Here is a 23,096-nt window from a genome sequence, read left to right as displayed (position 1 = left end):
TGGCCTGCCGGCCATCTCCCTCAAGTGGGGAGACTCGCGGTTTCAGCAAACTCCGCCACCAGCCCCTCATATTCCTCGAAGGCCGGCAGCGCCTCGTAACTGTGCACCGCAGGCGTCGTCACCCAGGGCAGTTTCTCGCTGGTCCATGTCTCGATGAAACGGCGTGAACCAGCCGGGCTCGTCGAGCATGGTGGGGCGCAGATTGACGAACCAGTCGAGCCCTTCGGGGCGCGTGAAAATCCAGCTCATGCAATACGGGCAGAAGTAATGACGCGAGGCGCCGTGCAGCCCGCCGATCACCGGCTCGCCTTGCATGATTTCGAAGCCGTCCGAGGGAATGGCGGCGCTCAGTGAATAGGCGCTGGCCGACATGCGCTGGCAGCCGGTGCAATGGCAAGCCATGGTCAAAAGCGGTTTTGCGGAAATCTTGAGCCGCACACGTCCGCAGCGGCACCCGCCTTCGGCCGGCAATTTCAGGGTTGGCACGGCAGTCTCCCAGTATTCGAAGCGCCGGCGCTTCAGTCGCCGGTCAGCGCCTTCGTCGTCACCAGCGTGACGCCGGCATCGGTGAAGTCCGCATTGTACCGGGCGATGATCTCGGTCGCGGTCTCGCCTTCAGTGTCCAGCGTGGAATGGGCATCGGAAACGACGGTAACGCCGAGGCCCTCGGCCAGGGCGCCCTTGACGGTGCCGGCGATGCAGAAATCGGTCTGCGCTCCGGCGAGCACGACTTCGCCGGCCCCCTGCCCGGCCACCCAGGCGCCAAGCTCGGCATTCGAGAAGGCGTTGCGGACGGTCTTGGAGAATGTCGGCTCGTCCTTGGCCTGGCCGAGTTCCGGCCACACTGGCCAACCCGGCTCGCCCGGCGCCAGCGAATCGCCGGCCGGCCCGTCATGCCTGACGAAAGCGACCTTGCACCCCTCGCGCCGCGCCCAGCCGATCAGCGAGCGGGTACGCTCGGCGATGCCCGGCGCATCATGGATCGGCGGCTCGACGCGCCCGTCGAACATGTTGGTCTGGAGGTCGATGACGATGAGGGGAGCGAGGTTTGGCATGGCGCGAAGATAACGCGGGCGATGGGAGGGTCAAGACGGCGAAGCTGCTGATCTCCCCCTTGGGGAGATTACATGTACCTCACCCGATTCCACCCGCGACCACGTAAGCACCAGCCGTGCGTCCATCCTCCAGCCGGATGACGGCCGTAACGATCGAGCCGTAAGCGCCTCGCCACACACTGTGCATTCTTTCGTGCTCGCCGGCCGGCACCAGGATGCGACCGTGAAAGCTTGGGCCGCTTCGCTCCATGACAATGGCTTCGCCATTGACGTGAACTTTGAGATCAGCGGTATCCGCATCGAGTTCGACCGTTACGAGGATCTCGGCGTGGTCTCCCTGTTGTCTCGTCTCAGCGACAAGCCGGAGCGCCGGCGGCGGCGCGGCGCCGACCCGCAAATCACCGCGTTCCGCAAAGACATCGCCCACCAGCGCCGGCGTGCGCGGCGGGGCCGTGCGGCGTTGGGTGGCGCGCTCGTAATCGCCGGCGAGCCGCAGCAACTCCGCATCATCATAGGCCTTGCCCGCAAAGGTCAGCCCGACCGGCATGCCGATATCGGCCATCGTTCCCATAGGCACGGTGACGGTCGGAATGCCGAGATGACGCCACACCAGATTGCCGTTGGCAACCCAGGTGCCGTTGCACCAGGCGATTGCTGCAGAGGTCTCGTTGACGTCGGCATCGGCCGGGCCGACATCGGCGACCGCCGGCAGCACGACGGCGTCGAGCCGGTTCGCGTCCAGCCAGTCCTCGAAGTCGATGCGCCGCGTCGCCTCCAATCCCTTCAGACCTTCCGCCAGCGTTGGAATATCCAGCAATGGCGTCACGCCCTGTTTGGCGCGTGTGACATAGTCCGCCAGATCGAAACCGTCATCGCCATAGCGGTCCGGCAGCGCGCCCGGCGGCTGCGGGAAAATCTTTGGGCCGTCGACCGCAGCCAGATCGGGGATCGCCGGATCGGCATTGGCGCGCAGGAAATCGTCCCAGCCCCAGATGCAGAGATCCCAGATTTCGCGCTCGGCGAAGGCTTCCGGCACCAGCCCGCGTTCGACCATGGTTTTTGTGCCCGGACGGTCGCGCTCATAGTTCGAGACGACGGGGAAATCGACCTCGACCACCTCCGCGCCGAGCTTTTCCAGGTCACGCGCTGCCTGCCGCCAGAGGTCGAGCACCGAGGCGCGGGTCTCGATCGGGCGTTCAGCGCCGCTATCCCTGCCGATATACATTTTCGGCACGCCGAGGCGTTTGCCTTGTAATGAGCCCTCCAACGCGAGTGTAGTGTAGCTTGGCGGCCTGAGATCAGCGCTTTTCGCGATCGACACCCAAGGCTGCACACGCCAGAAATCGCCGCGCGTCTCCGCATCGTCGGCGACGATCACATCCAGCAACTCCAGCATGTCGGCAATGCCGCGCGTGTGCGGCACCACCACATCCATGGTCGGCACCAGCGGCCAGTTGCCCCTGACCGAAATGACGCCGCGCGACGGCGTGTAGGCGACAAGCGCATTGTTGGACGCCGGCGCGCGGCCGGAAGACCATGTTTCCTCGCCCAGCCCGAAGGCGGCGAAGCTGGCGGCGGTGGCCGTGCCTGAGCCGTTGGACGAGCCGGAAGCGAAGGCGGCGGTCAAATAGTCGGCATTGTAGGGGCTCTCGGCGCGGCCATAGACGCCACGCTGCATGCCGCCATTGGCCATTGGCGGCATGTTGGTCAGCCCGATCAGCACAGCACCACCGGCCCTCAGCCTGGCAATGGTGAAAGCGTCCTCATTGGCGACGAGATGCTCGAAGGCGGGCGAGCCTGCGGCCACCGTCAGGCCCTTCACCTTATAGCTGTCCTTGGCGGTGTAGGGGATGCCGTCGAGCGGCCCGAGGGTGGCACCATTGCGCCGCCGCAGGTCGGACGCCGCCGCCTCCTCGAACATTGCCGGGTTAAGCACCGGCACGGCATTGAGCGCGATGCCATGGCGGTCGTAATGCGCGATGCGCCTGAGATAAGCGCCCACCAGCTCGACGCTGGTGACGGTGCCGGCCTCCAGCGCCCGGCGCAGGTCGGCGATCGTGGCTTCGACGAGCTGGAGGTTGGGCATGGGATTCTCGAGATGCAGCGGCAAATGAGTCTTCGCATCGTGCGATGCGAGTGTCACGCCGCAAACGAAAGGCGTGACGGCGACGCTGCTGATTTCCCCCAAGTGGGGAGATGGCCGGCAGGCATAAGTGGCCTCCGAAATTGACTGATGAAAGACAGTTTTGGTATCCGCTGCCGATGTCCATTATGGACACGACCTCACCGACGTCATCGGCGTTGCCTGACCCTGAGCTCACAGCGTCTTGCTGTCGAACTGGCCTTTTTCCTTCATCATTTCGAGGAAGGTCCTGGCCTCCGCATTTCCGTGGCTTGCCGATGTGGAAAACCACTTGGCAGATTCCGGATAGTTCGGCTTGCCGCCGATCCCGGTGTAATAAAGCTTGCCAAGGTTGAGTTCTGCTTCGACATTTCCCACCTTGGCTGCCTCCAGCAACCAGAATTCGGCGGATTTGTCATCCTTGGCTATCCCTCTGCCGCGGGCATAGGCAACAGCCAGGTACAGTTCAGACGAAACGTCCCCCTGCTTTGCGGCCTTGAGCCACCACGAAACGGCATCAGCGTCGCTCTGGGTCAGTCCGACGCCCGTCCAATATGCAAGGCCGAGGTTCGCCTGCGCATAAGCGTCTCCCTGGCTCGCCGCCTTCAGCCACCAGGACGATGCTTCGGCATCACTTTTGGCAGTGCCCTTGCCCGTAGCATAGGCATAGGCCAGCGCAGACTGCGCCCGGACATTGTCCTGTTCCGCCGCCTTGACCAACCAGGCGAACGACTGGGCGTCGTCCTTGCCGATGCCTTTTCCCAATTCATACGCATTTGCTAATGAGTATTGCGCTTCCGGCACACCGGCGACCGCGGCCTTCATCCACCATTCGAAGGCCAGGCGGTCATCCTGACCGACGCCGTGGCCAAGCGAATACAGCGTGCCCAACAGAGACTGGGCATTCGGCTCACCCTTGTCGACCGCCTTTCGCACCCACGTCACGGCGAGCTGATCGTCCTTCTCAACACCTTCACCGAGATAATAGGATCGACCGATGCAGTAGGCAGCTTCGGTACTGCCGCCATCGGCTGCCTTGCGCCACCAGGAGAGAGCTTGCTCATAGCTTTGCGGAACACCTTGGCCCTGCGCGTACAGGGTGCCGATGGCATAGTAACCATTCGCGTTGCCCTTGTCGGCCGACTGTGTGGCAAATTTTAACGCCAGCTGGTCGTTTCTTTCGACACCTCGGCCATGGGAATAGGCCTGGGCGAGCAAGGATGCCGCATCTGCATTTCCTTGCTCGGCTGCTTTGCCCCACCAGTAGGTCGCCTGCCTGTCATTTTGGGCAATACCCTGGCCACGCCAGTACATTAATCCCAGATTGTACTGTGCGTCAGCATTTCCCAGGTCGGCCAGCACGGAGATCTGATGGAATTGCTCGCGATAATCCTTTGCCAGGACAGCCGCTTGAATCTTCTTAATGGCCGACCACTGCACATAGCAATTTCGGCCAGGACCGAGCAGCACAAAAGCCGCCAGCAACACCAGAACGACGGTAAGGACCCCTCGGCGACGCGACTTGGGCGGGCTGTAGACAGGTGTATCCACTTTGGGCGCCCAGTCGTTGTTGCTCACCGTCCCCAATCCATTTGCAGCCACCAGTAATCCATAGCGCAAGCCAGGCTGTTCTGGAATATCCAAAGCATTTGATATCGCTACTGCGCCGCGCCGGCAAAGAGGATCTCGCCATCGCCGCCAGCCGCCGGCCAATCCCTGATGGTGCGATCGTTGCCGCCGGTGAGCAGTGTGCCGTCGGCGGCGAAGGCAACGGCGTAGATCGGGCCGGTGCGGCTGTCGAACATGGCGATCTGGTCGCCGGTGCCGACATCCCACAGCCGCGCCGTGCCGTCGAGCGAGCCGGAGACCAGGCGCTCGCCGTCGGCCGACAGGGCCAGCGTATAGACGGTGCCTTCGTGGCCCTCGAAGCGGCGCAATTCCCTAAACGTGTCGAGGTCCCAGAGCTTGATCGTGTAGTCGCCGCTGCCGGTGACGACATGATGGCCGTCGGCGGTGAAGACAGCGCCGTAAGTGCCCTGCTCGTGGCCGTGCCAGCTTCGCAATTGCTTGCCGCTTTCGACGTCCCAGAATTTCAGCGTGCCGTCGATGGAGCCGCTGAGCGCGCGCGTGCCGTCGGGCGAGATTGCGACCGTGCTGATCGGCCAGTCATGTCCGGTCATCACATGCAGCACCGATTTGTTGACGAGATCCCAGACGATGACGTTGCCGGTGTCGTGGCCACTGACGGCGCGCTTGCCGTCCGGGCTGATCGCCAGCTTGCGCACGCCGCCATTCGCGCCCGACGAGAAGACATGCAGCACCGCGCCGTCGGCAAGCTTTCGCAGCACGATCTCGCCATCGTCGCCGGCGGTCAGCGCGGTTGCGCCGTCGGGCATGAACAGCGCCGTGCGCGCCATGTCCTTGTGTTCACCAAGGTTGCGGATCAGCCGCTTGCCGGCGATGTCCCAGAGCTTGATCATATGGTCGGTGCTGGCGCTCATGATGTCGCGGCCATCGGCCGAGACGGCGAGCCAGACGACGGCGTCGCGATGGCCGTCGGGCTCGGTCGGCAGCGCCGGCGGAGGCGGCGGCAACGGCGCGACGGTTTGCGGTGGCGGTGTCGCCGGAGCCGGCGGTGGAGCAGTCTCCGGTGGCGGTGTCGCCGGAGCGACTGCGACTTGTGGCGGCCGAGGGGGAGCAGCCGGAGGCGTAGGCTGCGCCGGTTCCGGCGGTTTGGCAGCCTGCTCAGGCGGGGTTGGCTCGGGAGGCGTGGCGAGCGGCGGGGAACTCGGTGGAACCGCCGGCGTCGCCAAGTCCGGTGGGACGCCGGCGATATCCTGGCCCTTCGGCTCGGCTTTGGGCTCCTTCGGGGCGACGACCTCAGCGCCCGGGCCGGCGTCACGCGCCCAAGGGAAGTGGTCGGCCAGCAGCGCCAGAACGGCGAGCACCGGCAACATGAGGAAGGCGCGCCGCCAGCCCGGGCGACCCTTAGATTCGATCTCGGCGTCGCGGCCAAAAAGCGGCGTTCCAGCAGGCTGGCTTCGCCGACCCGGCAGCAGTCCGGCCCAGAACAACAGGGCGCCAAGCAGGCAAAGCCCGCCGACGGTCAGGAACACCACCGGTCGCAGCGTGGCTGGGCCGTGCAGCATGTGGTCGATCCCGCTCCAGCTGAAATCTCTGTCGCCGAGCAGCAGATACGCCCGCACCAGACAAGCCAAAGCGGCCGCCAGCAGCGGAAGCGCAAACAGCCTTTCGGCCAACCTGTCCATCGGACTCCCCCTCCGGTGCCGCACCTTGCTCATCATGCGGCCGCCGCAGCGAAACAAGTAGCGCAAAACTGCGCCCACGAAAGTGGGCGCGATCACGCAGCCAAATTCACTTCAATTCGACCCATACCGGCGCGTGGTCGCTGGCGCCGTCCTCACCTCTGACATCGCGGTCGATGCCGGCAGCGGTGAGGCGGCGCGCCAGTTTCTTCGACAGCAAGATGTGGTCGAGCCGCAGCCCGGCATCGCGCGGCCAGCGGTTGCGGCGATAATCCCAGAATGTGTAGAGCGTTTCCTTCGGATGCTTCTTGCGCAGCGCATCGGTCCAGCCCTGCTCGAGCAGACGCTGGAACGACGCCCGGCTTTCCGGCTGCACCAGCGCGTTGTCGTCATAGGAGCGGGTGGCGTAGATGTCGCGCGGCTCGGGCACGATGTTGTAGTCGCCGACCAGCGCCACCGGCAGGCCGGTGTCGAACAGTTCTGCGGCATGCGCCTCCAGCCGCGCGTGCCACGCCAGCTTGTACTGGAATTTCGGCCCCGGCTGCGGGTTACCGTTGGGCGCGTAGAAACAGGCGATGACGACGCCCGACACCGCCGCCTCGATGTAGCGGCTCTGCTTGTCGGCGGTATCGCCGGGCAGTTCGTCACGGGTCAGCACCGGCTCGGCTCCTCGCGCCAGTATGGCTACGCCGTTCCAGGTCGGCTCGCCCTTCCACACCGCGCCATAGCCGGCGTCGGCCAGTGCCGTGCGCGGAAACTGCAGGTCGCGCGCCTTCAGCTCCTGCAGGCAGACGACATCGGGCTTGGCTGCCGCCAGCCACGCCAGCAGGTTTTGCAGCCGGCTGTTGACGTTGTTGATATTGAAGGTGGCGATTTTCATTTGGCGATCAGGAAACGATCCGCCCTGTCCACGCCTTCACCGTCCCGGCCAGCGTCTTCAAATGATCGGCGGTCGAAAACCCCGACACGCTCTTGCGCGGCTTCAGGTCGTGGTCGCCATCCTCCAGCCAGATCACCTCGATGGCTTTGGAAAGGCCGTAGGTCGCGACCTCTTCTTTCGTGCCGAACTCGTCGCGGGTGCCCTGGAAGATCAGCGTCGGCGTCTTGAGGTCGGCGAGATGTTTTGTCCTGAGTTGCTCGGGCTTGGCCGGCGGATGAAAGGGATAGCCGAGGCAGACGAGGCCCGAAATCTCGCCCTTGGCGAACATCTCGTCGGCGACCATCGAGGCGACGCGCCCGCCCATCGACTTGCCGCCGATGATGAGCGGACCAGCGACGCCCCTCGCCCTCAGATCGGCGATGGCCTTGATGTATTCCGGGTTGACCGTCTCGGCGCGCGGCGGCGGCTTGCGCTGGCCATAGCGTCGCGCCGCCATATAGTGGAATTCGAAGCGCGCAACCTGGAAGCCGGCTGTGGCGAGCGCCTTGGCGGTGTCGGTCATCGAGGGGGAATCCATCGACGCGCCGGCGCCGTGGGCCAGCACGATGGTGACCGGGGCTGTGTCAAAGCCGTCGAAGAGGAAGCTAGTGGGCATCAGGCTGCGGGACCCCGATATAGTGGTAGGTGGTTTTGGAACCGTGAACTTCCTTACGCCACTGCTCCGGATGCAGGGTAACATGGGTGAAAATGGCTGCAAAAAACCCCACGAGCACGATGAAGAATGGCCGGCCGAAGCAAACGCGCTGTTTGTTCGACATACGGTCCTCGGGGCGCTGGGGAAATGGCCAAGTTCTGCGGTTGTAATATGTGGCCCAATTGATTTTGCTGTCTTCGAAAAAATTCCAGCCATTGCTCCAGTAGAAGAGCAGCTCGCGGGCCTCCTGCACCGCCAAAACGATGAAGCACGCGGTTAATCCCATACTCGAAATCTGAACAAGATTATCCACGGCAGCCTCACCCCGCCGTCCGCGCCAGCTGCAGATCGACGAACTGTATCCCCTTTTGCGCAGTGCGCGCCCATTCGCTGTCAGCATCGAGTTCGAGATAGCGCACCCAGTGGCGGCGGGCTTCGGTCAGATTGCCGGCGTCGAACTCCAGCCGGGCAAGGTTGAACACCGGATCGGCGTAGCTCTTGTCGAGCGCGATGGCCTTGACCAGATGCCGGCGCGCCGAGGCGATCTTGCCTTCGTCGCTCATCAGCCCGGCGAGGTTGAACCAGGCCTCGACGAACGCCGGATCGAGCTTGATCGCTCTTGCATAGTCGTGCGCCGCGTCGGCCACGCGACCGGCGCCACGCAAGCAATTGGCGCGGTTGAACGCGGCGATGGCGTCGCTCGGATCGATGCTGAGGCAGCGTTGGTAGAGCGCCGCGGCATCGTCGTGCCGGCCCTCCTCTTCCGCGCTTTCAGCCTCGGCGAACAATTCTTCCAGCGTGTCGTCGCCGGCGGCGCTTGCGCTGCCGAGATCGAACAGCAGCTGGCCGTCGAGTTCGCTCTGGCCATCCTCGAGATAGATCTGATCGGGCCGGCCATGCTGCGAGCCGACATTGAGCGATTTGGCGGTGAGCGAAGCGACCGGACCGGAGCGATGCACGGAGCGCGCGATCGCGCCCCAGGATGCACCGCCGGCAACCAGCCCCGCATATTTGCGGGCAAGGATCAGATCGCGGAACGAGTAGGGTTCACAATCGTGCTCGAAGGCGTCGAACAGGCTGAGCAGGTCGAGGTCGGCACCGGACAGTCTGGACTGGTCGACGAGAGACTGCCTGGACAGCGAAGACGCCTCCGGCGCCTTCATCAGACCAAGCAGGCGCAGGAAGCCATTTTCGCTAAGGAGTGTTCGGCCAGCGGAGCCCTCGGCTGCAACCCGGCGCTCGATCTCGGCATCGCCGCCCTTCGCCGTGCCGGCCTTGGCGATAAGCGTTCGGCCGAACACAACATGGCTGGTGCGCCTGGTGACGCCGCGCCGCAACTGGCCGTGCTGACGCTCCACCTCACGGGCCGCGAGCCGCAGCGGAAATGCCGCCAGCGCGCCGATGGCGCCGAAGACGGCGCCCGGGATTATACCGGTCGGCGCCGTCACCCCTTGCTCTTGCCGACGGCCTTGAGCAGATTGGCCTTCAACGGGTTTTCCTTGGCCGCACCCGCCTTACCCTTGGCGGCAGGTTTTTCAGCGTCGTCGGCCTTGCTCTTCGACTTGGCCGGCGGCTTGGCTGATTGCGACAGGCTCGCCTTCAACGCGTCCATGAGGTTGATGACATTGCCACGCTCGGGCGCCGCCGCAATGATCGGCTTATGGCCCTTCAGTTTCTCGCGGATCATCGTCATCAGCGCGATCTCGTAGCGGTCCTCATAATTCTTCGGATCGAAGGTGGTTTCCTTCTGCTTGATCAGCGCTTCGGCCAATTGCAGCATTTCGGGATCCGGCTTGCCAGCCGGGATGTTGCCGAAATATTCAGCCGTGCCGCGCACTTCGTTCGGGTTCCTCAACGTACACACGAACATGCCGTTCTCGCGCGCGCCGATCGTCACCACGCGCTCGCGGCTGGACAGGACAAGGCGGGCAATGGCCAGCTTGCCGGATTTGCGCATTGCCTCGCGCAGCACGGCGAAGGTTTCCTCCGCCATGGCGCCATCCGGCGCCATGTAGTACGGCGCATCCTGATAAATGACGTCGACCTCGTCTTCGTCGACGAAGGCCTCGATGTTCATCGTGTGATTGGATTCGATGCGCACTGCTTCGAGGTCGGCCTCATCGATGATGATGTACTGCTTGTCCTCGTATTCGTAACCCTTGACCAAGTCCGCGCGCTCGACGAGGCCGAGTTCAGGGTCGACCGGCTTCATGTTGATGCGGTTGTGGGTCTTCTTGTGCAATTGGTTGAACGATATGCGCTCGCTGGTCGTCGTTGCCGGATAGAGCCGGACCGGACAGCTGACGAGGCTGAGCTTGAGGTAACCTTTCCAACTTGCCCTGGGCGCCATGATACTCTCCTACGCGGCCACGCACTGACATTTCAGACTGAGCATGATCTTACCGACAACCGGTTGCCACTTTTCGGGATCATGCTTACTGCAGCGCTTCGTCCAAAGGACGAATGGTGCTGCGGAAATCCTACACCGACCGGGCACGATACAGGCAAATCCCTAGCGAAATCTTCCAGTCGCCCTGAAGGTCCAAGGCCGAGAATAATTCAAATTGTCCGAAGCGTCGATGGACTTGGGTTCCTCGCCCCCATGAAATGGGGAGAAAAACCTTATTTGAAGGCCGGCAAATCCCTCGCGAAATCCTCCATGTCCGCCCAGGGGTCGCCCGAGGTCGCCAACAACCCCGGCAGCGAGGAATAGTTCAGATCCTGCGGCGCATCGATCGTCTCAAGGTCGCTCCAGCTCACCGGCGTCGACGCCGGCAGGTTGGTGCGGGCGCGCAGCGAATAAGGCGCCGCGGAGGTGTGGCCGCGCGCGTTGCGGTGATAGTCGATGAAGATGCGGCGCTTGCGGTTTTCCTTGCCCATTGTGGTGGTGAAAGTGTCGGGCGCGGTGGCCGCTAGGTGCGTGGAGATGGCGCTGGTCGCCTGGTGCAGCTTCTTCCAGTTCTGCTTTTGCGTCACCGGCACGGTTATGTGGATGCCGCTGCCGCCGGATGTCTTGGCGAACGGCACCAGGCCGAGCCGTTCCAATTCGCCCTTGATGTGGACGGCGGCCTCGACCACCTCGCGCCAGGCGATGCCCTCACCCGGATCGAGATCGAAAACGATCTGGTCGGGCTTGTCGAGGCTCAAGCGATGCGTGCCCCAGGTGTGGAACTCGACGACGCCGAACTGCGCCAGCGCCAGATAGCCTTTTGCTCCCTCGACCGACAGATAGGATTTGGTTTCACCTTCGGAGTTGGTGGCGTCAAAAGTGACCACCGACGGCGGCATGCCGGTGAAGGCGTGGCGCTGGAAGAAACAGTCCTTCGGCAGGCCCGTCGGGCAGCGCACCAGCGACACCGGGCGGCCCATAATGTGCGGCAGCATGAAATCGCCGACCAGCGCGTAATAGACGGCGATGTCGAGTTTGGTCGGCCCGGTCTTGCCGAACAGCCGCCGCTCCGGATTGGTCACCCAGATGGTGGCGAGATCGGCTTCGGCGATCAGCCGCTTGCGCTTCGGCGACACCGGCGTCGACAGGCCGACATCCCGGAGGCCCCGAAACACACCGTGGCGCAGCGAATTGTCCGCCGTTCGGTTGGCGTAGTGGATGCGGGCCGACAGCATCGGCCGCACCCATTTCATCTCGCGCATGATCTCGCGCGGCACACCCTCGGGGGCTGTCGCGCCGTCGCGCAGCGGCTGCAGCCGGGCCAGCAAGTCGCCCGCCGTAGCGGCATCGAAGCCGGTGCCAACCTTGCCGCGATAGTGCAGTTCGCCATCCGCGAATTCAGCCATGCCGAGTGCCGCCAGTCCTTCGGCCGCGCCGGAAACGGTGTAGCCGGCGATGATGAAATCGCCGGTCTCCAGCGCCTTGACCTTGGTCCAGGTCTTGGTGCGGCCGCTCTGGTAGATGGCGTTGGCGCGCTTGGAGACGACGCCTTCCAGCCCAAGGATCGAGGCCTGATCGTAAAGCCCCTGCCCGTCGCCTTCGACATGGTCGCTCAGCTGGATGGCGGAGTTGGCGCCCTGCCCGGCTAGCAGTTCGGCGAGCAAGGCCTTGCGTCTTGCGAGCGGCGCCTTGCGGAGGTCCCAGCCGTCGAGATGCAGCAGGTCGAAGGCATAGAAATGGAGCTTGCTGCCCGCACCCGCCGACAGCGCATCCTGCAGCAGCGCGAAACGCGAGATGCCCTTCTCGTCGAGTACCATGATTTCGCCGTCGATGATCGCCTTGCTGAGGGGCAGCCGGGCGAATGCCTGCGGCAGGTCGCCGTAACGCTTCGTCCAGTCGATGCCGCCGCGGGTGATCAGCCTGACCTCGCCATCGGCGATATGCGCCATGGTGCGGTAGCCGTCGAATTTTATTTCGTGCAACCAGAGTTCACCTGTGTCTTCCACTGGCCCACCCGGCGGCTTCGGCACCTGCGTGGCGAGCTGCGGCTCGATGCGCGACGGCGGATCGCCCCTGACAGCGCCGGGCAGCGCGCCGGGTTTCAGCGCGCCGGGTTTGGGCGGCAGGCGGGCCGGCTTCTTCGGCGGCGCCACCAGCTCCTCGATCCGCTTGCCGGACTTCACGCTTTCCGGCCGCGCTTCCAGGATGTCGAGGCCGGTATCGGCGGCGAGATCGCGCTCCTTGAACAGCAGCCAGTTTTTCTTCTCGCTGTCTTCGCCGGGCTTGGGCTTCAGACGGGTCAGCATCCAGCCGCCATTCAACTTGTCGCCGGCCAGCCGAAACTTGAACGCGCCGGTGCGCAGACTCTTGTCGACATCGTCCATCGGCGCCCAGGTGCCGGTGTCCCAGACGATCATCGGACCGCCACCATATTCGCCTTCGGGAATGACGCCTTCGAAGTCGATATATTCGAGCGGATGGTCCTCGGTCTCAACTGCGAGCCGCTTGTCGGCCGGGTTGAGCGAGGGCCCGCGCGGCACCGCCCAGCTTTTCAGCACGCCGCCGACCTGCAGGCGCAAATCGTAATGGTCGGCGGTGGCGTGATGCTTGTGGACGACGAAGCGGTTGCCGTCGCCTGAAATGAGCCCGCCCGCCGGTTCCGGCGTCTTCGTAAATTCGCGCTTGGCGCGATAGGCCTTGAGTGTTGGCGGGGTTGGCATGGGTCAGGCGGGAGCGGCGGCGGCGGACGAACCTTCCCTGCGCCGCGTTCCTGCACAGTGCTGTCCCGCCAACATTTCAAATTTCCCAGCGCGGTGCGAAGAATGTGGAGATCACGCTCAATCGTCTGAGGCGGGCGTCAGGTCTAGCTCGGCCGGGGACAGCCCTTGCTGGAGCTGGCTCAGCCGGAACTCGTCGACCCAGTAGGCCTCGCCGTCGACCAGCACGCGGGCCGAGTAGACGCCGCCGGAAAAGCTTTGCGCGGTGACGTAGACCTTGTGGCGGTCGAGCGCCTTGCGCACCGCGGCGCGCTTGGAATTCTGGCTGGTGACGGAACTGGCCATGGCTCACTCATACACAAGACCGCAAGACATGGCGGCGGCATAAGGATGCTGGAGATCGGCCGCTCTGTCAATTTTGACCGCCTGCTTCTGGCAGCGCTACGATCCGACGGCAGCAAAAAACCGCTGCGCCTCGGCAGCGGACTTTGCAATGGCGACGACAATATTCGGTTAGTGGTCCGAAGGAATTATGAGCGCGGTGACGCGCGAGAGCTGCTGGCGCCGGTTCAGCGTTGGCTTCTCGTAGATCTTCTTCATTGGTATCCCATGGCCCCCAATGGCCGCCGGCAAAGGCGCTTGCGGCTGGGTTTTGTCAAGGGAAGCGCTGTTCTTCCGCCGAACAGCTATGGAAACTGGAGGAGCGGCCGCTATAGTTTTCCTCAGCCCCAAGGAGAACGGCAATGACCCTCAGCACCCGCAAACTCGGCAGCCAGGGGCTGCAGGTCTCGGTGATCGGCCTCGGCTGCATGGGCATGAGCCAGTCCTACGGCCCTGCCGACGAGGCGGAATCGATCGCCACCCTGCACCGAGCCATCGAACTCGGCTGTACCTTCCTCGACACGGCGGAAGTCTACGGCGCCTATGCCAATGAAGAACTGCTCGGGCGGGCGCTGAAGGGCCGGCGCGATGAGGTGACCCTTGCCACCAAATTCGGCTTCCGCATCGAAAACGGCAGACAGGTCGGCACGGAGCGTGACAGCCGGCCCGACCATATCCGCGAGGCGCTGGAGGGCTCGCTGAAGCGGCTCGGCACCGACCATATCGACCTTTACTACCAGCATCGCGTCGATCCGGCGGTGCCGATGGAAGACGTCGCCGGCTCGGTCGGCCGGCTGGTTGCCGATGGCAAGGTGCGCTTCTTCGGCCTGTCGGAAGCGGGCGCGGCGAATATCGGCCGTGCGCATGCCGTGCACCCTGTCTCGGCGCTGCAGAGCGAGTATTCGCTTTGGGAGCGCAATCTGGAGCCGGAGATCATCCCGCTGCTCAAGAAGCTCGGCATCGGCCTGGTGCCGTTCGCGCCGCTCGGCCGCGGTTTCCTCGCCGGCGACGTCAAGCGCGCCGAGGATTATCCGGAAGGCGATTTCCGCCGCGGCGACCCCCGCTACCAGGGCGCCAACTACGACGCTAATGTCGCGGCTGCGGCTGCGGTGCAGGAGGTGGCCGCGGCCAAAGGGGCAAAGCCCGCACAGATCGCGCTGGCCTGGGTGCTCGGCAAGGGCGACGGTTTCGGCATCGACATCGTGCCGATCCCGGGGACAAAGCGGCGCAAGTATCTCGAAGAAAATGTTGCTGCGGCCGCGATCACGCTCGACGCGGCCGAGATAGCTGCGCTCGACGCGGCCCTTGCGCCGGGCAAGGTCTCAGGGCCGCGCTACAATGAGCGGGTGATGACGACGATCGATCGGTAGAGGCGTCTAAGCTGCCAATCTCCCCCCTCGTGGGGGAGATGCCTGGCAAGGCAGAGGGGGGCGCGAAGGATCGCCCGCATCAAGTATTCTACGTAGAGGTTAGCTCAAAGATGTAAGTGAAATTGGCCAATGTCGGCGGGACAGCGCCCCCCTCTGTCCTGCCGGACATCTCCCCCGCAGGGGGGAGATTAGCAGTTTCAGCCCCTCGCCTCACCTTGCGTAATCGATTTTCCTTGGCTAGCATCCCTGGGTCGGCGCCGAGCGGAGGAGACGTTGCGGTGGACCGGCTGGAGCGCCGTCGCGTCCCTTCGGGCGCTCACAGGACACTCCATTTTTGAATCGACGCAGGAAAATCCCGAGCCGCTAACGGTTTCGGGCTCCTGCATCCATGTGGAGGATATCTGATGAACAGACGCGAATTCCTGCTGTCGACCGTGGCGACAGGCGCCATGGCGCTGGCCGCGCCCATGGCCTTTGCCGCCGACAAACTGACCATATTGGGCTCGGTGCCCAATCTCGGCTTTCCGTTCTTTGTGCACATGCTGAACGAGATCAAGGCGGAGGCGCAGGCGCAAGGCGTCAATCTGGCCGAGAGCGACGGCCAGAACTCGGCGCCGAAGCAGACCGCCGACATCGAGGCCGCACTTGTGCAGAAGGTCAACGCCATCGTGATTTCGCCGCTTGACGTCAACGCGCTGGCGCCGGCGATCGAGGAAGCGGTCAAGGCCGGGGTTCCCGTGGTCACGATCGACCGCCGCGTCGACGGCGTCGAGGGCATTCTCGCCCATGTCGGCGCCGACAATGTCAAGGGCGGCGAGGCCGAGGCGCAGGCCATGGTGGCGGCGTTCCCGAACGGCGCCAAGCTGTTCCATTTGCAGGGCCAGCCGGGTGCCGGGCCCGCGATCGACCGCAACAAAGGCGTCCACAATGTGCTCGATCCGCTCAAGGACAAGTACCAGATCATCTTCGAGCAGACCGCTAATTTCGCCCGCGCCGAAGCGCTGTCGGTGACCGAGGCCGGGCTTGCCGCCAACGGCAAGCCGGACGCCATCATCTGCGCCAATGACGACATGGCGCTCGGCGCGCTCGAAGCCTGTGCCGCGCGCAACTTCACCGACGTCAAGATCTACGGCTTCGACGCGCTGCCGGAAGCGCTGGTCGCCGTGCGCGACGGCAAGCTCGCCGGCACGGTCGAGCAGTTCCCCGGCGAACAGTCGCGCAAGGCGGTGCAGATCGCGGTCGCCTTCGCCAGGGACAAGACCGAGCCGAAGGAGAAGCTGGTGCTGTTGACGCCGATCGTCATCGGCAAGGACAATCTCGACAAGGCAGAGAGGCTGAACGAGACGAAGTGAGAGTAGGGCCCGGGTGGAGGTCGCGCTCTGTCGCGCCCCCCTCTGTCCTGCCGGACATCTCCCCCACTTGGGGGGAGATTGGCCGTCACGTCTGCTTTCGCCAATCGCCAACGTTATAGAAATAGTGCTGCCGGCAAAACTGCTGATCTCCCCCCGTGTGGGGGAGATGTCCGGCAGGACAGAGGGGGGCGCTGTCCCGCTGCCTATCGCAATCCGGGAGCAATGCTTGTCCGCCGTTGAACCCACCGCATCATCGCCCCCGCTCCTTTCCGTCGAAGGCGTGACCAAGCATTTTTCCGGCGTCACCGCGCTCATCGACGTTTCGCTCGAGGTGCGGCCCAGTGAGATCCTTGGCCTGCTCGGCGAGAACGGCGCCGGCAAGTCGACGCTGTTGAAAATCCTGTCCGGCGTGATGCCGCCGTCGAGCGGTCGCATCGTCTTCGACGGGGCCGACTACGCACCGTCCAGCCCACAGGACGCCAAGCGGCACGGCATCGTCACCATCTACCAGGAACTCAGCCTGATCCCGACGCTGACGGTGGCGGAAAACATCTTCATCGGCCGCGCGCTGCTCGGTCCGCTCGGGCTGGTCAGCTGGCGCAGGATGGAGGACGCCTCGCGCGCGATCATCGCCCGCGTCGGTCTAGACATCGATCCGGCGACGCCGGTGTCCTCGCTGTCGGTAGCCGAACAGCAGCTGGTCGAAATCGCCCGCGCTCTGTCGCTGGAAAGCCGCCTGATCATCATGGACGAGCCGACCTCGGCGCTGACCGAGACCGAGGTGCAGAAACTGATGTCGATCATGGACAGGCTGCGCAAGGACGGTGTCGCCATCATGTTCGTCACCCACCGGCTGGAGGAAGCGTCCGCCATTTGCGACCGCATGACCGTGCTGCGGGACGGCAGGCTGGCCGGTCATCTCGACCGCGACGGCCGGCCGATCCAGATTCCGAAGATCATCGAGAAGATGGTCGGCCGCGCCGCCTCCGAACTCTACGCGCGGCCGACGCAGCGCGATGTCGCCGGCGAGGTCAGGCTCTCGGTGCGCGGGCTGCGGACGGTGCGCGACCCGCTGGCGCCGCATGCCATCGTGCTCGAAGGCGTCAACCTCGATCTGAAGGCCGGTGAAATCCTCGGCGTTGCCGGCCTCGTCGGTTCCGGCCGCACCGAGCTTGCCCGCGCCATTTTCGGCGCCGACCGCATCGCGGCCGGCACGATTGCGCTCGACGGCAAGCCGATCGCCCCGGCTTCGCCCGCCGACGCCATCAAACTCGGCATCGGGCTGGTGCCGGAAGACCGCAAGCACCAGGCGATTTTTGCAGCACTTGGCATTCTCAACAATTTCTCCATCGCCTCGCTCGGCCGCTACAGCAATGGGGCCGGCTTCATGGCCGAACGGCGCGAGCGCGAGGCGCTGGCCGGGTATCGCAAGGCACTGTCGATCCGCGTGGCCTCGCCCGAGCAGGCCATCGAGGGCCTGTCCGGCGGCAATCAGCAAAAGGTGATCCTGGCCCGCTGGCTGGCGCGCGACCCGAAAGTACTGATCGTCGACGAGCCAACGCGCGGCGTCGATGTCGGCGCCAAGGCCGAAGTGCACCAGATCCTGGTGCAGCTTGCCGCACGCGGCATCGCCATCATGATGATCTCGTCGGAGCTGCCGGAAGTGCTGGCGGTGTCGGATCGCATCGTCACCATGCGGCGCGGCCGTATCACCGGCGAAATGCCGGGCATCGAAGCGACCGAGGAAAAACTGATGGAACTGATGGCGCTCGACCGCAAGCAGGACGCGATGCAATGACCAGCACCACCGAACAGACCCAGCGCAGCGGCATCAACATCGCGCGGCTTCTGATGAGTTTTGGGCCGCTGATGTTCCTGGCGGTGTTGATCGTCATCTTCACCGTGCTGAAGCCGAGCTTCATCGATCCAATCAACCTGTTCAACATTTTGAGGCAGATCTCGATCACCGGGCTGATCGCGCTTGGCATGACTTTCGTCATCCTCACTGCCGGCATCGACCTGTCGGTCGGCTCGCTGCTCGCCTTCTGCGGCATGGTGGCGGCGGTGGTGGCCAAGGGCGGCACCGCCAACACGCTGTCGCTGTCGACCACGGGCACGCAAGGATATGGCTGGTTCGCCGCCTTGCTTGCCGCCGTCATCGTCGGGGCGCTGGCCGGCGGCGTCCAGGGCTTTGCCATCACCCGGCTGAAAGTGCCGCCCTTCGTCGTCACGCTGGGTGGGCTCACCGTGTTTCGCGGCCTGACGCTGACCATCTCCAATGGCGGACCGATCTCCGGCTTCGACGCCTCGATGCGCTGGTTCGGCACCGGGCTCATCGGACCGGTGCCGGTGCCGGCGATCATCTTCGCGGTGGCGGCCATCCTGTGCCACATCGTGCTGCGCTATACGCGCTATGGCCGCGCCGTCTATGCCGTCGGCGGCAATGCCGAGGCCGCGCGCCTTTCGGGCCTGCGCGTCGACCGCATTCTGATCTCGGTCTATGTCATCGTCGGCTTCTTCGCCGGGCTGGCCGCCTTCGTTTTGTCAGCACGGCTCAACTCCTCCGAAGCCGTGGCCGGCATCGGCTACGAGCTTACGGTGATTTCGGCCGTGGTCATCGGCGGCACCTCGCTATTCGGCGGCATCGGCTCGGTCGGCGGCACGGTGGTGGGCGCAGCACTGATCGGCGTGCTGCAGAACGGGCTACAGTTCAACAATGTCTCTTCCTACACACAAAGCATCGTCATCGGCCTGATCCTGATCCTGGCCGTGGCCTTCGATCGTTGGCTGAAGTCGCGGGTGAGGCGGTGAGGGATCGGCCATGGTTCAGATCAGGGCGATGACAGAGAACGATGTAGCGTCGGTATCGCGGCTGCTGGGAGACTCCTGGCGGCGCACCTATTCGCCGATCCTGGGACCCGAGACCACGGCACGCCTCTCGGACGACAAGCATGCGCCCGAGCGGCTGGCAGCCGAACTTCTGGACGACAACAAGATGTCGTTCGTGGCCGAACGGCCGGACGGTTCGATCGCCGGCTACGCGATGGCGGCGATGGACGATCGTGGCGATGTCCTGCTCGACCGGCTGCACATCGACAAGTCAGAGTTCGGCAGCGGGCTCGCCACCGACCTGCTGCACGCGGTGCTTGTCGCGCATGCCGGCATCCCCAGCATTGCGCTGGAAGTGATCGAGGGCAACGACCAGGCGATCGCCTTCTATCGCAAGCACGGTTTCGAGGTGGTCGAACACCGCCCGGCCGCGCACGGCGTCGCCGGCCATGCCTCGCTGATCATGCGCCGGCTGCTGTCGAGGGCGTGAAGTGAATGGGAAACCGCAGTAGTCAGGGCCCTACTGCCCTAACCCCTGCGCCGCCACCGCCTGTGGACCGTCCTCGTCGTCCGGCATATCGAGGAGTTCGATCAGCCGCGCCACCTTCGTTCCCGGCAAGGGGCGGCCCTCGTTGACCAGCGCCTCGTCGGCACCGAGCCAGGCGAACGCCTCGCGCAGTTCTTGAAGGGTGGCGCCGGTCAGCGCGATGTCGGCTATGACCGCCTCGTCTACCGGCCCCAACACCGAAATGATGTCGTCGCGTGTCATGGTCACCTCCATGCTAAGTGCCGGCAGGTCGTCGAGTTGATGCCGGGATCCGGCCATCCAGTCAACGGATTGCGAGCGAAAGCCGCCGACAAAGCAGAATCTGGGTCTTCTTTTCGACTAAGCAAGGTGAACGCGCGCCTTTTGCCGTCAAGCAGCCGAATGCCGATCGATGCTGTAGAGATGCACGGGATAGCCGGGACCGATGGCGTCGCGTACCCGGCCCGTCCAGGCACGAACCGCCGGATAAGCCGCCAGCGCAAAGCCGCAATCTTCGGCACGGTGGCCGTAGGCATAGACAGCAATGTCGGCGATGGTGAGCATGTCGCCGACAAGGAACGGCGTGTCGTTCAGGCTGCGCTCCAGCGCTGCCAGCGTGCGGGCGCCGGCTTCGCGCTTGGCCGGAAGCGTCGCCTGGTTGCGCTCCAGCCTTCCGGCCAGCGTCCAGAAGCGCAGGGAGCCGATGACCGGCTCGACATGGTACTGTTCGAAGAACAGCCATTGCAGAACTTTCGCGCTGACATAGCGATCCGCCGGCAGCAAGGGCGTGCCTTCGGCGAGATAAATGAGGATCGCATTCGATTCGGCGATCGCACGGCCATCCTCGAGTTCGAGCACAGGAACGGCGCCGGCCGGGTTGAGCTTCAGGAAGGCGTCGGTGTGGCTCTCGCCCTCGAAAATCGACACCAGGCGGCTTTCATAGGGAATGTTGAGCAGGCCGAGCACGACCCTCGCCTTCCAACCGTTTTGCGACGGCAAATAATCATGAAGCGTGAGCATGGCTGTCCTTTCGCTGCGGTCGACGCCTGATTTGCACGGTGCCACGATACCAGCCACCCGAATCCTGCAATGTGTACGCGCGGAAACAGATAAACTATACGCATGTAGAGTTTTATTGACTTCGCTGTATGTGCGATTTACCCGATAAACACTTGCGTCGGATAACTGCGCGGGCAAGCAATCAGTTTGCGTGTGAGAGGAATCGCAAGCATGAGCCTTTCGCGCCGAAGCGAGATCGCCGCCGAGGCCGTGGGGCCAACGATTGTCGCCGGCGAAATCCTGGTCGAGATCATGGCGACGGAACGGGGTTTCGGCTTCCTCGAGCCGCAATCGCTTGTCGGGCCATTCCCCAGCGGCGCGCCGGCGATCTTCATCGATCAGGTCGCCCGGCTGGGAGGCGGCGCCGGCATTATCGGCTGCGTCGGCCGCGACGATTTCGGCACGCTCAACTTGGACAGGCTGGAGCGCGACGGCGTCGACGTCTCAGCCGTCGATATCAGCGACCGCTTCCCGACGGGATGCGCCTTCGTGCGCTACCGGCCCGATGGTATCAGGGACTTCGTCTACAACATCGCCGAATCCGCCGCCGGGCAGATCCACCTGACCACTGCTGCGCGCCTGCTGGCGGACAGGGCCGGCCATCTGCATATCATGGGATCGACGCTGTCGGTGGCAGGGCTGAAGGAGATCGTCAGCTACGCAGTGCAGGCGGTTCGTGCCCGCGGCGGCTCGACCTCATTCGACCCGAATGTGCGCAAGGAGCTGATCGACGGCTCCGACGGCGCACTGTTTTCCGCACTCATCGACGATGCCGACCTGCTGCTGCCGTCCGGCGACGAATTGCTCGCTACGGCGGGCGTCGATGACGAGCACCGGGCGGTGGCGGCGCTGTTTGCCAGGGGCGTCGGCGAGATCGTGCTGAAGCGCGGTGCTGACGGCTCTTCCTGGTTCGGCGCCGACGGCGCCAGGATCGACTGCGCCGGTTTTCAGGTCGAGGAAGTCGACCCCACGGGCGCCGGCGATTGTTTCGGCGCCACCTACCTGACCTGCCGCCGCCAGGGGATGGAGCCCGGCAAGGCGCTGCTTTATGCCAATGCCGCCGGCGCCCGCAACGTCACCCGGCGCGGCCCGATGGAGGGCGTCACCAGCTTCGACGGACTCGATCAATTCATCAAGGGAACAGCGAGATGATGGCCAATCCCCTTGCCGGTCTCGCGGCGGCCCGCCGGAACGGAGCACCCTACGGCATCACGTCCATCTGTTCGGCTCATCCGCTGGTGATCCAGACAGCGATACGGCGCGCCGTTGCCGACAGGGAGAAAAACCTGCTGATCGAGGCAACCTGCAATCAGGTCAACCAGTTCGGCGGCTATACCGGAATGACCCCGGCGCTGTTCGTCGCCTTCGTGCTGGAGATCGCCTGCCGCGAGGGGCTGGAAGCCTCGCGCATCATCTTCGGCGGCGATCATCTGGGACCGAACCCGTGGCGCGCCGAGCCGGCGGCGCACGCGATGGACAAGGCCGAGGCCATGGTCGGCGCCTATATCGCGGCCGGCTTCACCAAGATCCATCTCGACGCATCGATGGGCTGCGCCGGCGAGCCGGCGGCCCTGGACGACGAGACCATCGCCACCCGGGCGGCGCGGCTGGCAAAGGCGGCCGAAACGGCCGCGCACGCCGCAGGCAGCACCTTGCCGGTCTACATCATCGGCACCGAAGTCCCCGCCCCCGGCGGAGTCGACCATGCGATCAGCGAGTTGAAGCCGACCGAGGCGGCGGCGGCGCGGCGCACGATCGAGGTTCACCGGGAGATCTTTGCCCGCGAAGGCCTGACCGAGGCGTTCGGCCGCGTCATGGCCGTGGTGGTGCAGCCGGGCGTGGAATTCGGCAGCCAGAATGTCGTCGCCTACGCGCCCGAAAAATCCAAGGGCCTGACCGGCTTGCTCGATGAGCAGCCGTCGCTCGTCTACGAGGCGCATTCGACCGACTACCAGACCCGTGCGGCTTTGACCGCGCTGGTCGCAAACGGCTTTCCTATCCTCAAGGTCGGCCCCGGCCTGACCTTCGCCTTGCGCGAGGCGCTTTACGGGCTCGACCTGATCGCCTCCGAAATGGCCAGGGACTATGGCGACCGGTCGCTCGCCCGGACCATGGAAAGCGCGATGCTGGCAGCACCCGGCCATTGGCACAGCCACTATCACGGCAACGAAGCAGAGCTCTATGTGCAGCGGCATTACAGCTACAGCGACCGCATCCGCTATTATTGGAGCAACCCCACCGCTGTCGCGGCCGTCGAGCGCCTGCGCAAGGCGCTGGACGGCGTTGCCATTCCCGAAACGCTGATTCGGCAATTCCTGCCGGCGCTGCCGGCCGAACTCGGGCCGGCGGGCAATCCCGAGGCTATTCTTCTCGAAGCTGTCGATCAGGTGCTGGCCGATTATGACGCGGCCTGCCGTGGGACCTGAGTGCATTTGCGCCGGGTTGATCTTTGCCTC

The 23,096-nt window shown here is 64.5% G+C and carries 21 protein-coding genes and 1 pseudogene; 8 read left to right on the top strand and 14 right to left on the bottom strand.

What is annotated here, in order from left to right:
* Nucleotides 1-20 precede the first annotated feature (20 nt).
* The 12 genes and pseudogenes from ACYG97_RS04170 to ACYG97_RS04115 all read right to left on the bottom strand — a co-directional run bounded on the left by ACYG97_RS04170 (nucleotide 21) and on the right by ACYG97_RS04115 (nucleotide 13,468).
* Nucleotides 21-486: pseudogene (locus tag ACYG97_RS04170) on the bottom strand (GFA family protein).
* Nucleotides 487-518: 32 nt separating this feature from the next.
* Nucleotides 519-1,055 carry an isochorismatase family protein gene (locus tag ACYG97_RS04165; protein WP_023733995.1) on the bottom strand — a complete coding sequence of 179 codons (537 nt, stop codon included), beginning with the start codon at nucleotides 1,053-1,055 and terminating at the stop codon, nucleotides 519-521.
* Between the two features lie 79 nt (nucleotides 1,056-1,134).
* The gene (locus ACYG97_RS04160; protein WP_023733994.1) at nucleotides 1,135-3,141 is read right to left on the bottom strand and encodes an amidase; all 2,007 of its coding nucleotides are present in this window, start codon (nucleotides 3,139-3,141) and stop codon (nucleotides 1,135-1,137) included.
* Nucleotides 3,142-3,372: 231 nt separating this feature from the next.
* Complete coding sequence (locus tag ACYG97_RS04155; protein ID WP_156936036.1) at nucleotides 3,373-4,755, bottom strand: SEL1-like repeat protein; 1,383 nt, start codon at nucleotides 4,753-4,755, stop codon at nucleotides 3,373-3,375.
* 80 nt (nucleotides 4,756-4,835) lie between these two features.
* The gene (locus ACYG97_RS04150; RefSeq protein ID WP_023733993.1) at nucleotides 4,836-6,446 is read right to left on the bottom strand and encodes a WD40 repeat domain-containing protein; all 1,611 of its coding nucleotides are present in this window, start codon (nucleotides 6,444-6,446) and stop codon (nucleotides 4,836-4,838) included.
* Nucleotides 6,447-6,552: 106 nt separating this feature from the next.
* Complete coding sequence (locus ACYG97_RS04145; RefSeq protein ID WP_023689823.1) at nucleotides 6,553-7,323, bottom strand: exodeoxyribonuclease III; 771 nt, start codon at nucleotides 7,321-7,323, stop codon at nucleotides 6,553-6,555.
* A 7-nt stretch (nucleotides 7,324-7,330) separates the two neighbouring features.
* A complete protein-coding gene (locus tag ACYG97_RS04140; RefSeq protein ID WP_023689822.1) occupies nucleotides 7,331-7,978 on the bottom strand; it encodes an alpha/beta hydrolase family protein in 648 nt (215 codons plus the stop codon).
* A complete protein-coding gene (locus ACYG97_RS04135) occupies nucleotides 7,968-8,330 on the bottom strand; it encodes a hypothetical protein (protein WP_155923794.1) in 363 nt (120 codons plus the stop codon). Before ACYG97_RS04135 ends, ACYG97_RS04140 begins: the two co-directional genes overlap by 11 nt.
* Nucleotides 8,331-8,337: 7 nt before the next feature.
* Complete coding sequence (locus ACYG97_RS04130) at nucleotides 8,338-9,465, bottom strand: tetratricopeptide repeat protein (protein ID WP_023699156.1); 1,128 nt, start codon at nucleotides 9,463-9,465, stop codon at nucleotides 8,338-8,340.
* Nucleotides 9,462-10,367, bottom strand: a complete 906-nt coding sequence (gene ku / locus ACYG97_RS04125) for a non-homologous end joining protein Ku (RefSeq protein ID WP_023685883.1) — start codon at nucleotides 10,365-10,367, stop codon at nucleotides 9,462-9,464. Before ku ends, ACYG97_RS04130 begins: the two co-directional genes overlap by 4 nt.
* Nucleotides 10,368-10,639: 272 nt before the next feature.
* Nucleotides 10,640-13,126: a DNA ligase D gene (gene ligD, locus ACYG97_RS04120; RefSeq protein ID WP_023733992.1), complete on the bottom strand. Its 2,487-nt coding sequence runs from the start codon at nucleotides 13,124-13,126 to the stop codon at nucleotides 10,640-10,642.
* A gap of 117 nt (nucleotides 13,127-13,243) precedes the next feature.
* On the bottom strand, nucleotides 13,244-13,468 hold the full coding sequence (locus ACYG97_RS04115; RefSeq protein WP_023673483.1) for a hypothetical protein: 225 nt from the start codon (nucleotides 13,466-13,468) through the stop codon (nucleotides 13,244-13,246).
* Between the two features lie 45 nt (nucleotides 13,469-13,513).
* Here ACYG97_RS04115 and ACYG97_RS04110 point away from each other — a divergent pair, with 45 nt between their 5' ends.
* The 6 genes from ACYG97_RS04110 to ACYG97_RS04085 all read left to right on the top strand — a co-directional run bounded on the left by ACYG97_RS04110 (nucleotide 13,514) and on the right by ACYG97_RS04085 (nucleotide 19,545).
* On the top strand, nucleotides 13,514-13,870 hold the full coding sequence (locus ACYG97_RS04110) for a hypothetical protein (protein WP_156937200.1): 357 nt from the start codon (nucleotides 13,514-13,516) through the stop codon (nucleotides 13,868-13,870).
* Nucleotides 13,867-14,874 (top strand): aldo/keto reductase, encoded by a 1,008-nt coding sequence (locus ACYG97_RS04105; protein ID WP_023733991.1) that lies wholly within the window; start codon nucleotides 13,867-13,869, stop codon nucleotides 14,872-14,874. Before ACYG97_RS04110 ends, ACYG97_RS04105 begins: the two co-directional genes overlap by 4 nt.
* Nucleotides 14,875-15,278: 404 nt before the next feature.
* The gene (locus tag ACYG97_RS04100) at nucleotides 15,279-16,226 is read left to right on the top strand and encodes a substrate-binding domain-containing protein (protein WP_023733990.1); all 948 of its coding nucleotides are present in this window, start codon (nucleotides 15,279-15,281) and stop codon (nucleotides 16,224-16,226) included.
* A 166-nt stretch (nucleotides 16,227-16,392) separates the two neighbouring features.
* Entirely contained in the window at nucleotides 16,393-18,024 is a 1,632-nt protein-coding gene (locus ACYG97_RS04095) for a sugar ABC transporter ATP-binding protein (RefSeq protein WP_460221556.1), read from the top strand.
* Nucleotides 18,021-19,037, top strand: a complete 1,017-nt coding sequence (locus tag ACYG97_RS04090; RefSeq protein ID WP_023673479.1) for an ABC transporter permease — start codon at nucleotides 18,021-18,023, stop codon at nucleotides 19,035-19,037. The genes ACYG97_RS04095 and ACYG97_RS04090 overlap by 4 nt, the downstream gene beginning before the upstream one ends.
* Nucleotides 19,038-19,047: 10 nt before the next feature.
* Nucleotides 19,048-19,545 carry a GNAT family N-acetyltransferase gene (locus ACYG97_RS04085; protein WP_023733988.1) on the top strand — a complete coding sequence of 166 codons (498 nt, stop codon included), beginning with the start codon at nucleotides 19,048-19,050 and terminating at the stop codon, nucleotides 19,543-19,545.
* 30 nt (nucleotides 19,546-19,575) lie between these two features.
* Here ACYG97_RS04085 and ACYG97_RS04080 read toward each other — a convergent pair whose 3' ends face one another.
* Both ACYG97_RS04080 and ACYG97_RS04075 read right to left on the bottom strand, forming a co-directional pair.
* A complete protein-coding gene (locus tag ACYG97_RS04080) occupies nucleotides 19,576-19,824 on the bottom strand; it encodes a hypothetical protein (protein ID WP_031201948.1) in 249 nt (82 codons plus the stop codon).
* Nucleotides 19,825-19,971: 147 nt separating this feature from the next.
* Nucleotides 19,972-20,601, bottom strand: coding sequence for a glutathione S-transferase family protein (locus tag ACYG97_RS04075; protein ID WP_023733987.1), 630 nt, complete (start codon nucleotides 20,599-20,601; stop codon nucleotides 19,972-19,974).
* Between the two features lie 210 nt (nucleotides 20,602-20,811).
* Between ACYG97_RS04075 and ACYG97_RS04070 the strand changes: the two genes are divergently transcribed.
* Both ACYG97_RS04070 and ACYG97_RS04065 read left to right on the top strand, forming a co-directional pair.
* Nucleotides 20,812-21,792, top strand: coding sequence for a tagatose kinase (locus ACYG97_RS04070; RefSeq protein ID WP_023689812.1), 981 nt, complete (start codon nucleotides 20,812-20,814; stop codon nucleotides 21,790-21,792).
* Complete coding sequence (locus ACYG97_RS04065) at nucleotides 21,792-23,066, top strand: D-tagatose-bisphosphate aldolase, class II, non-catalytic subunit (protein ID WP_023733986.1); 1,275 nt, start codon at nucleotides 21,792-21,794, stop codon at nucleotides 23,064-23,066. Before ACYG97_RS04070 ends, ACYG97_RS04065 begins: the two co-directional genes overlap by 1 nt.
* Nucleotides 23,067-23,096: the final 30 nt, after the last annotated feature.

Source organism: Mesorhizobium sp. W067 (assembly GCF_054719525.1).
The sequence above is the reverse complement of the archived record's forward strand: the minus strand, read 5'-3'. Positions and strand labels throughout refer to the sequence as shown.

Coding starts and splice junctions, on each gene's coding strand:
- ACYG97_RS04165 (WP_023733995.1), bottom strand. CDS start 1,055: ATGCCAAACCTCGCTCCCCTCATCGTCATCGACCTCCAGACCAACATG.
- ACYG97_RS04160 (WP_023733994.1), bottom strand. CDS start 3,141: ATGCCCAACCTCCAGCTCGTCGAAGCCACGATCGCCGACCTGCGCCGG.
- ACYG97_RS04150 (WP_023733993.1), bottom strand. CDS start 6,446: ATGGACAGGTTGGCCGAAAGGCTGTTTGCGCTTCCGCTGCTGGCGGCC.
- ACYG97_RS04145 (WP_023689823.1), bottom strand. CDS start 7,323: ATGAAAATCGCCACCTTCAATATCAACAACGTCAACAGCCGGCTGCAA.
- ACYG97_RS04140 (WP_023689822.1), bottom strand. CDS start 7,978: ATGCCCACTAGCTTCCTCTTCGACGGCTTTGACACAGCCCCGGTCACC.
- ku (WP_023685883.1), bottom strand. CDS start 10,367: ATGGCGCCCAGGGCAAGTTGGAAAGGTTACCTCAAGCTCAGCCTCGTC.
- ligD (WP_023733992.1), bottom strand. CDS start 13,126: ATGCCAACCCCGCCAACACTCAAGGCCTATCGCGCCAAGCGCGAATTT.
- ACYG97_RS04115 (WP_023673483.1), bottom strand. CDS start 13,468: ATGGCCAGTTCCGTCACCAGCCAGAATTCCAAGCGCGCCGCGGTGCGC.
- ACYG97_RS04110 (WP_156937200.1), top strand. CDS start 13,514: ATGCTGGAGATCGGCCGCTCTGTCAATTTTGACCGCCTGCTTCTGGCA.
- ACYG97_RS04105 (WP_023733991.1), top strand. CDS start 13,867: ATGACCCTCAGCACCCGCAAACTCGGCAGCCAGGGGCTGCAGGTCTCG.
- ACYG97_RS04100 (WP_023733990.1), top strand. CDS start 15,279: ATGAACAGACGCGAATTCCTGCTGTCGACCGTGGCGACAGGCGCCATG.
- ACYG97_RS04095 (WP_460221556.1), top strand. CDS start 16,393: ATGTCCGGCAGGACAGAGGGGGGCGCTGTCCCGCTGCCTATCGCAATC.
- ACYG97_RS04090 (WP_023673479.1), top strand. CDS start 18,021: ATGACCAGCACCACCGAACAGACCCAGCGCAGCGGCATCAACATCGCG.
- ACYG97_RS04085 (WP_023733988.1), top strand. CDS start 19,048: ATGGTTCAGATCAGGGCGATGACAGAGAACGATGTAGCGTCGGTATCG.
- ACYG97_RS04080 (WP_031201948.1), bottom strand. CDS start 19,824: ATGACACGCGACGACATCATTTCGGTGTTGGGGCCGGTAGACGAGGCG.
- ACYG97_RS04075 (WP_023733987.1), bottom strand. CDS start 20,601: ATGCTCACGCTTCATGATTATTTGCCGTCGCAAAACGGTTGGAAGGCG.
- ACYG97_RS04070 (WP_023689812.1), top strand. CDS start 20,812: ATGAGCCTTTCGCGCCGAAGCGAGATCGCCGCCGAGGCCGTGGGGCCA.
- ACYG97_RS04065 (WP_023733986.1), top strand. CDS start 21,792: ATGGCCAATCCCCTTGCCGGTCTCGCGGCGGCCCGCCGGAACGGAGCA.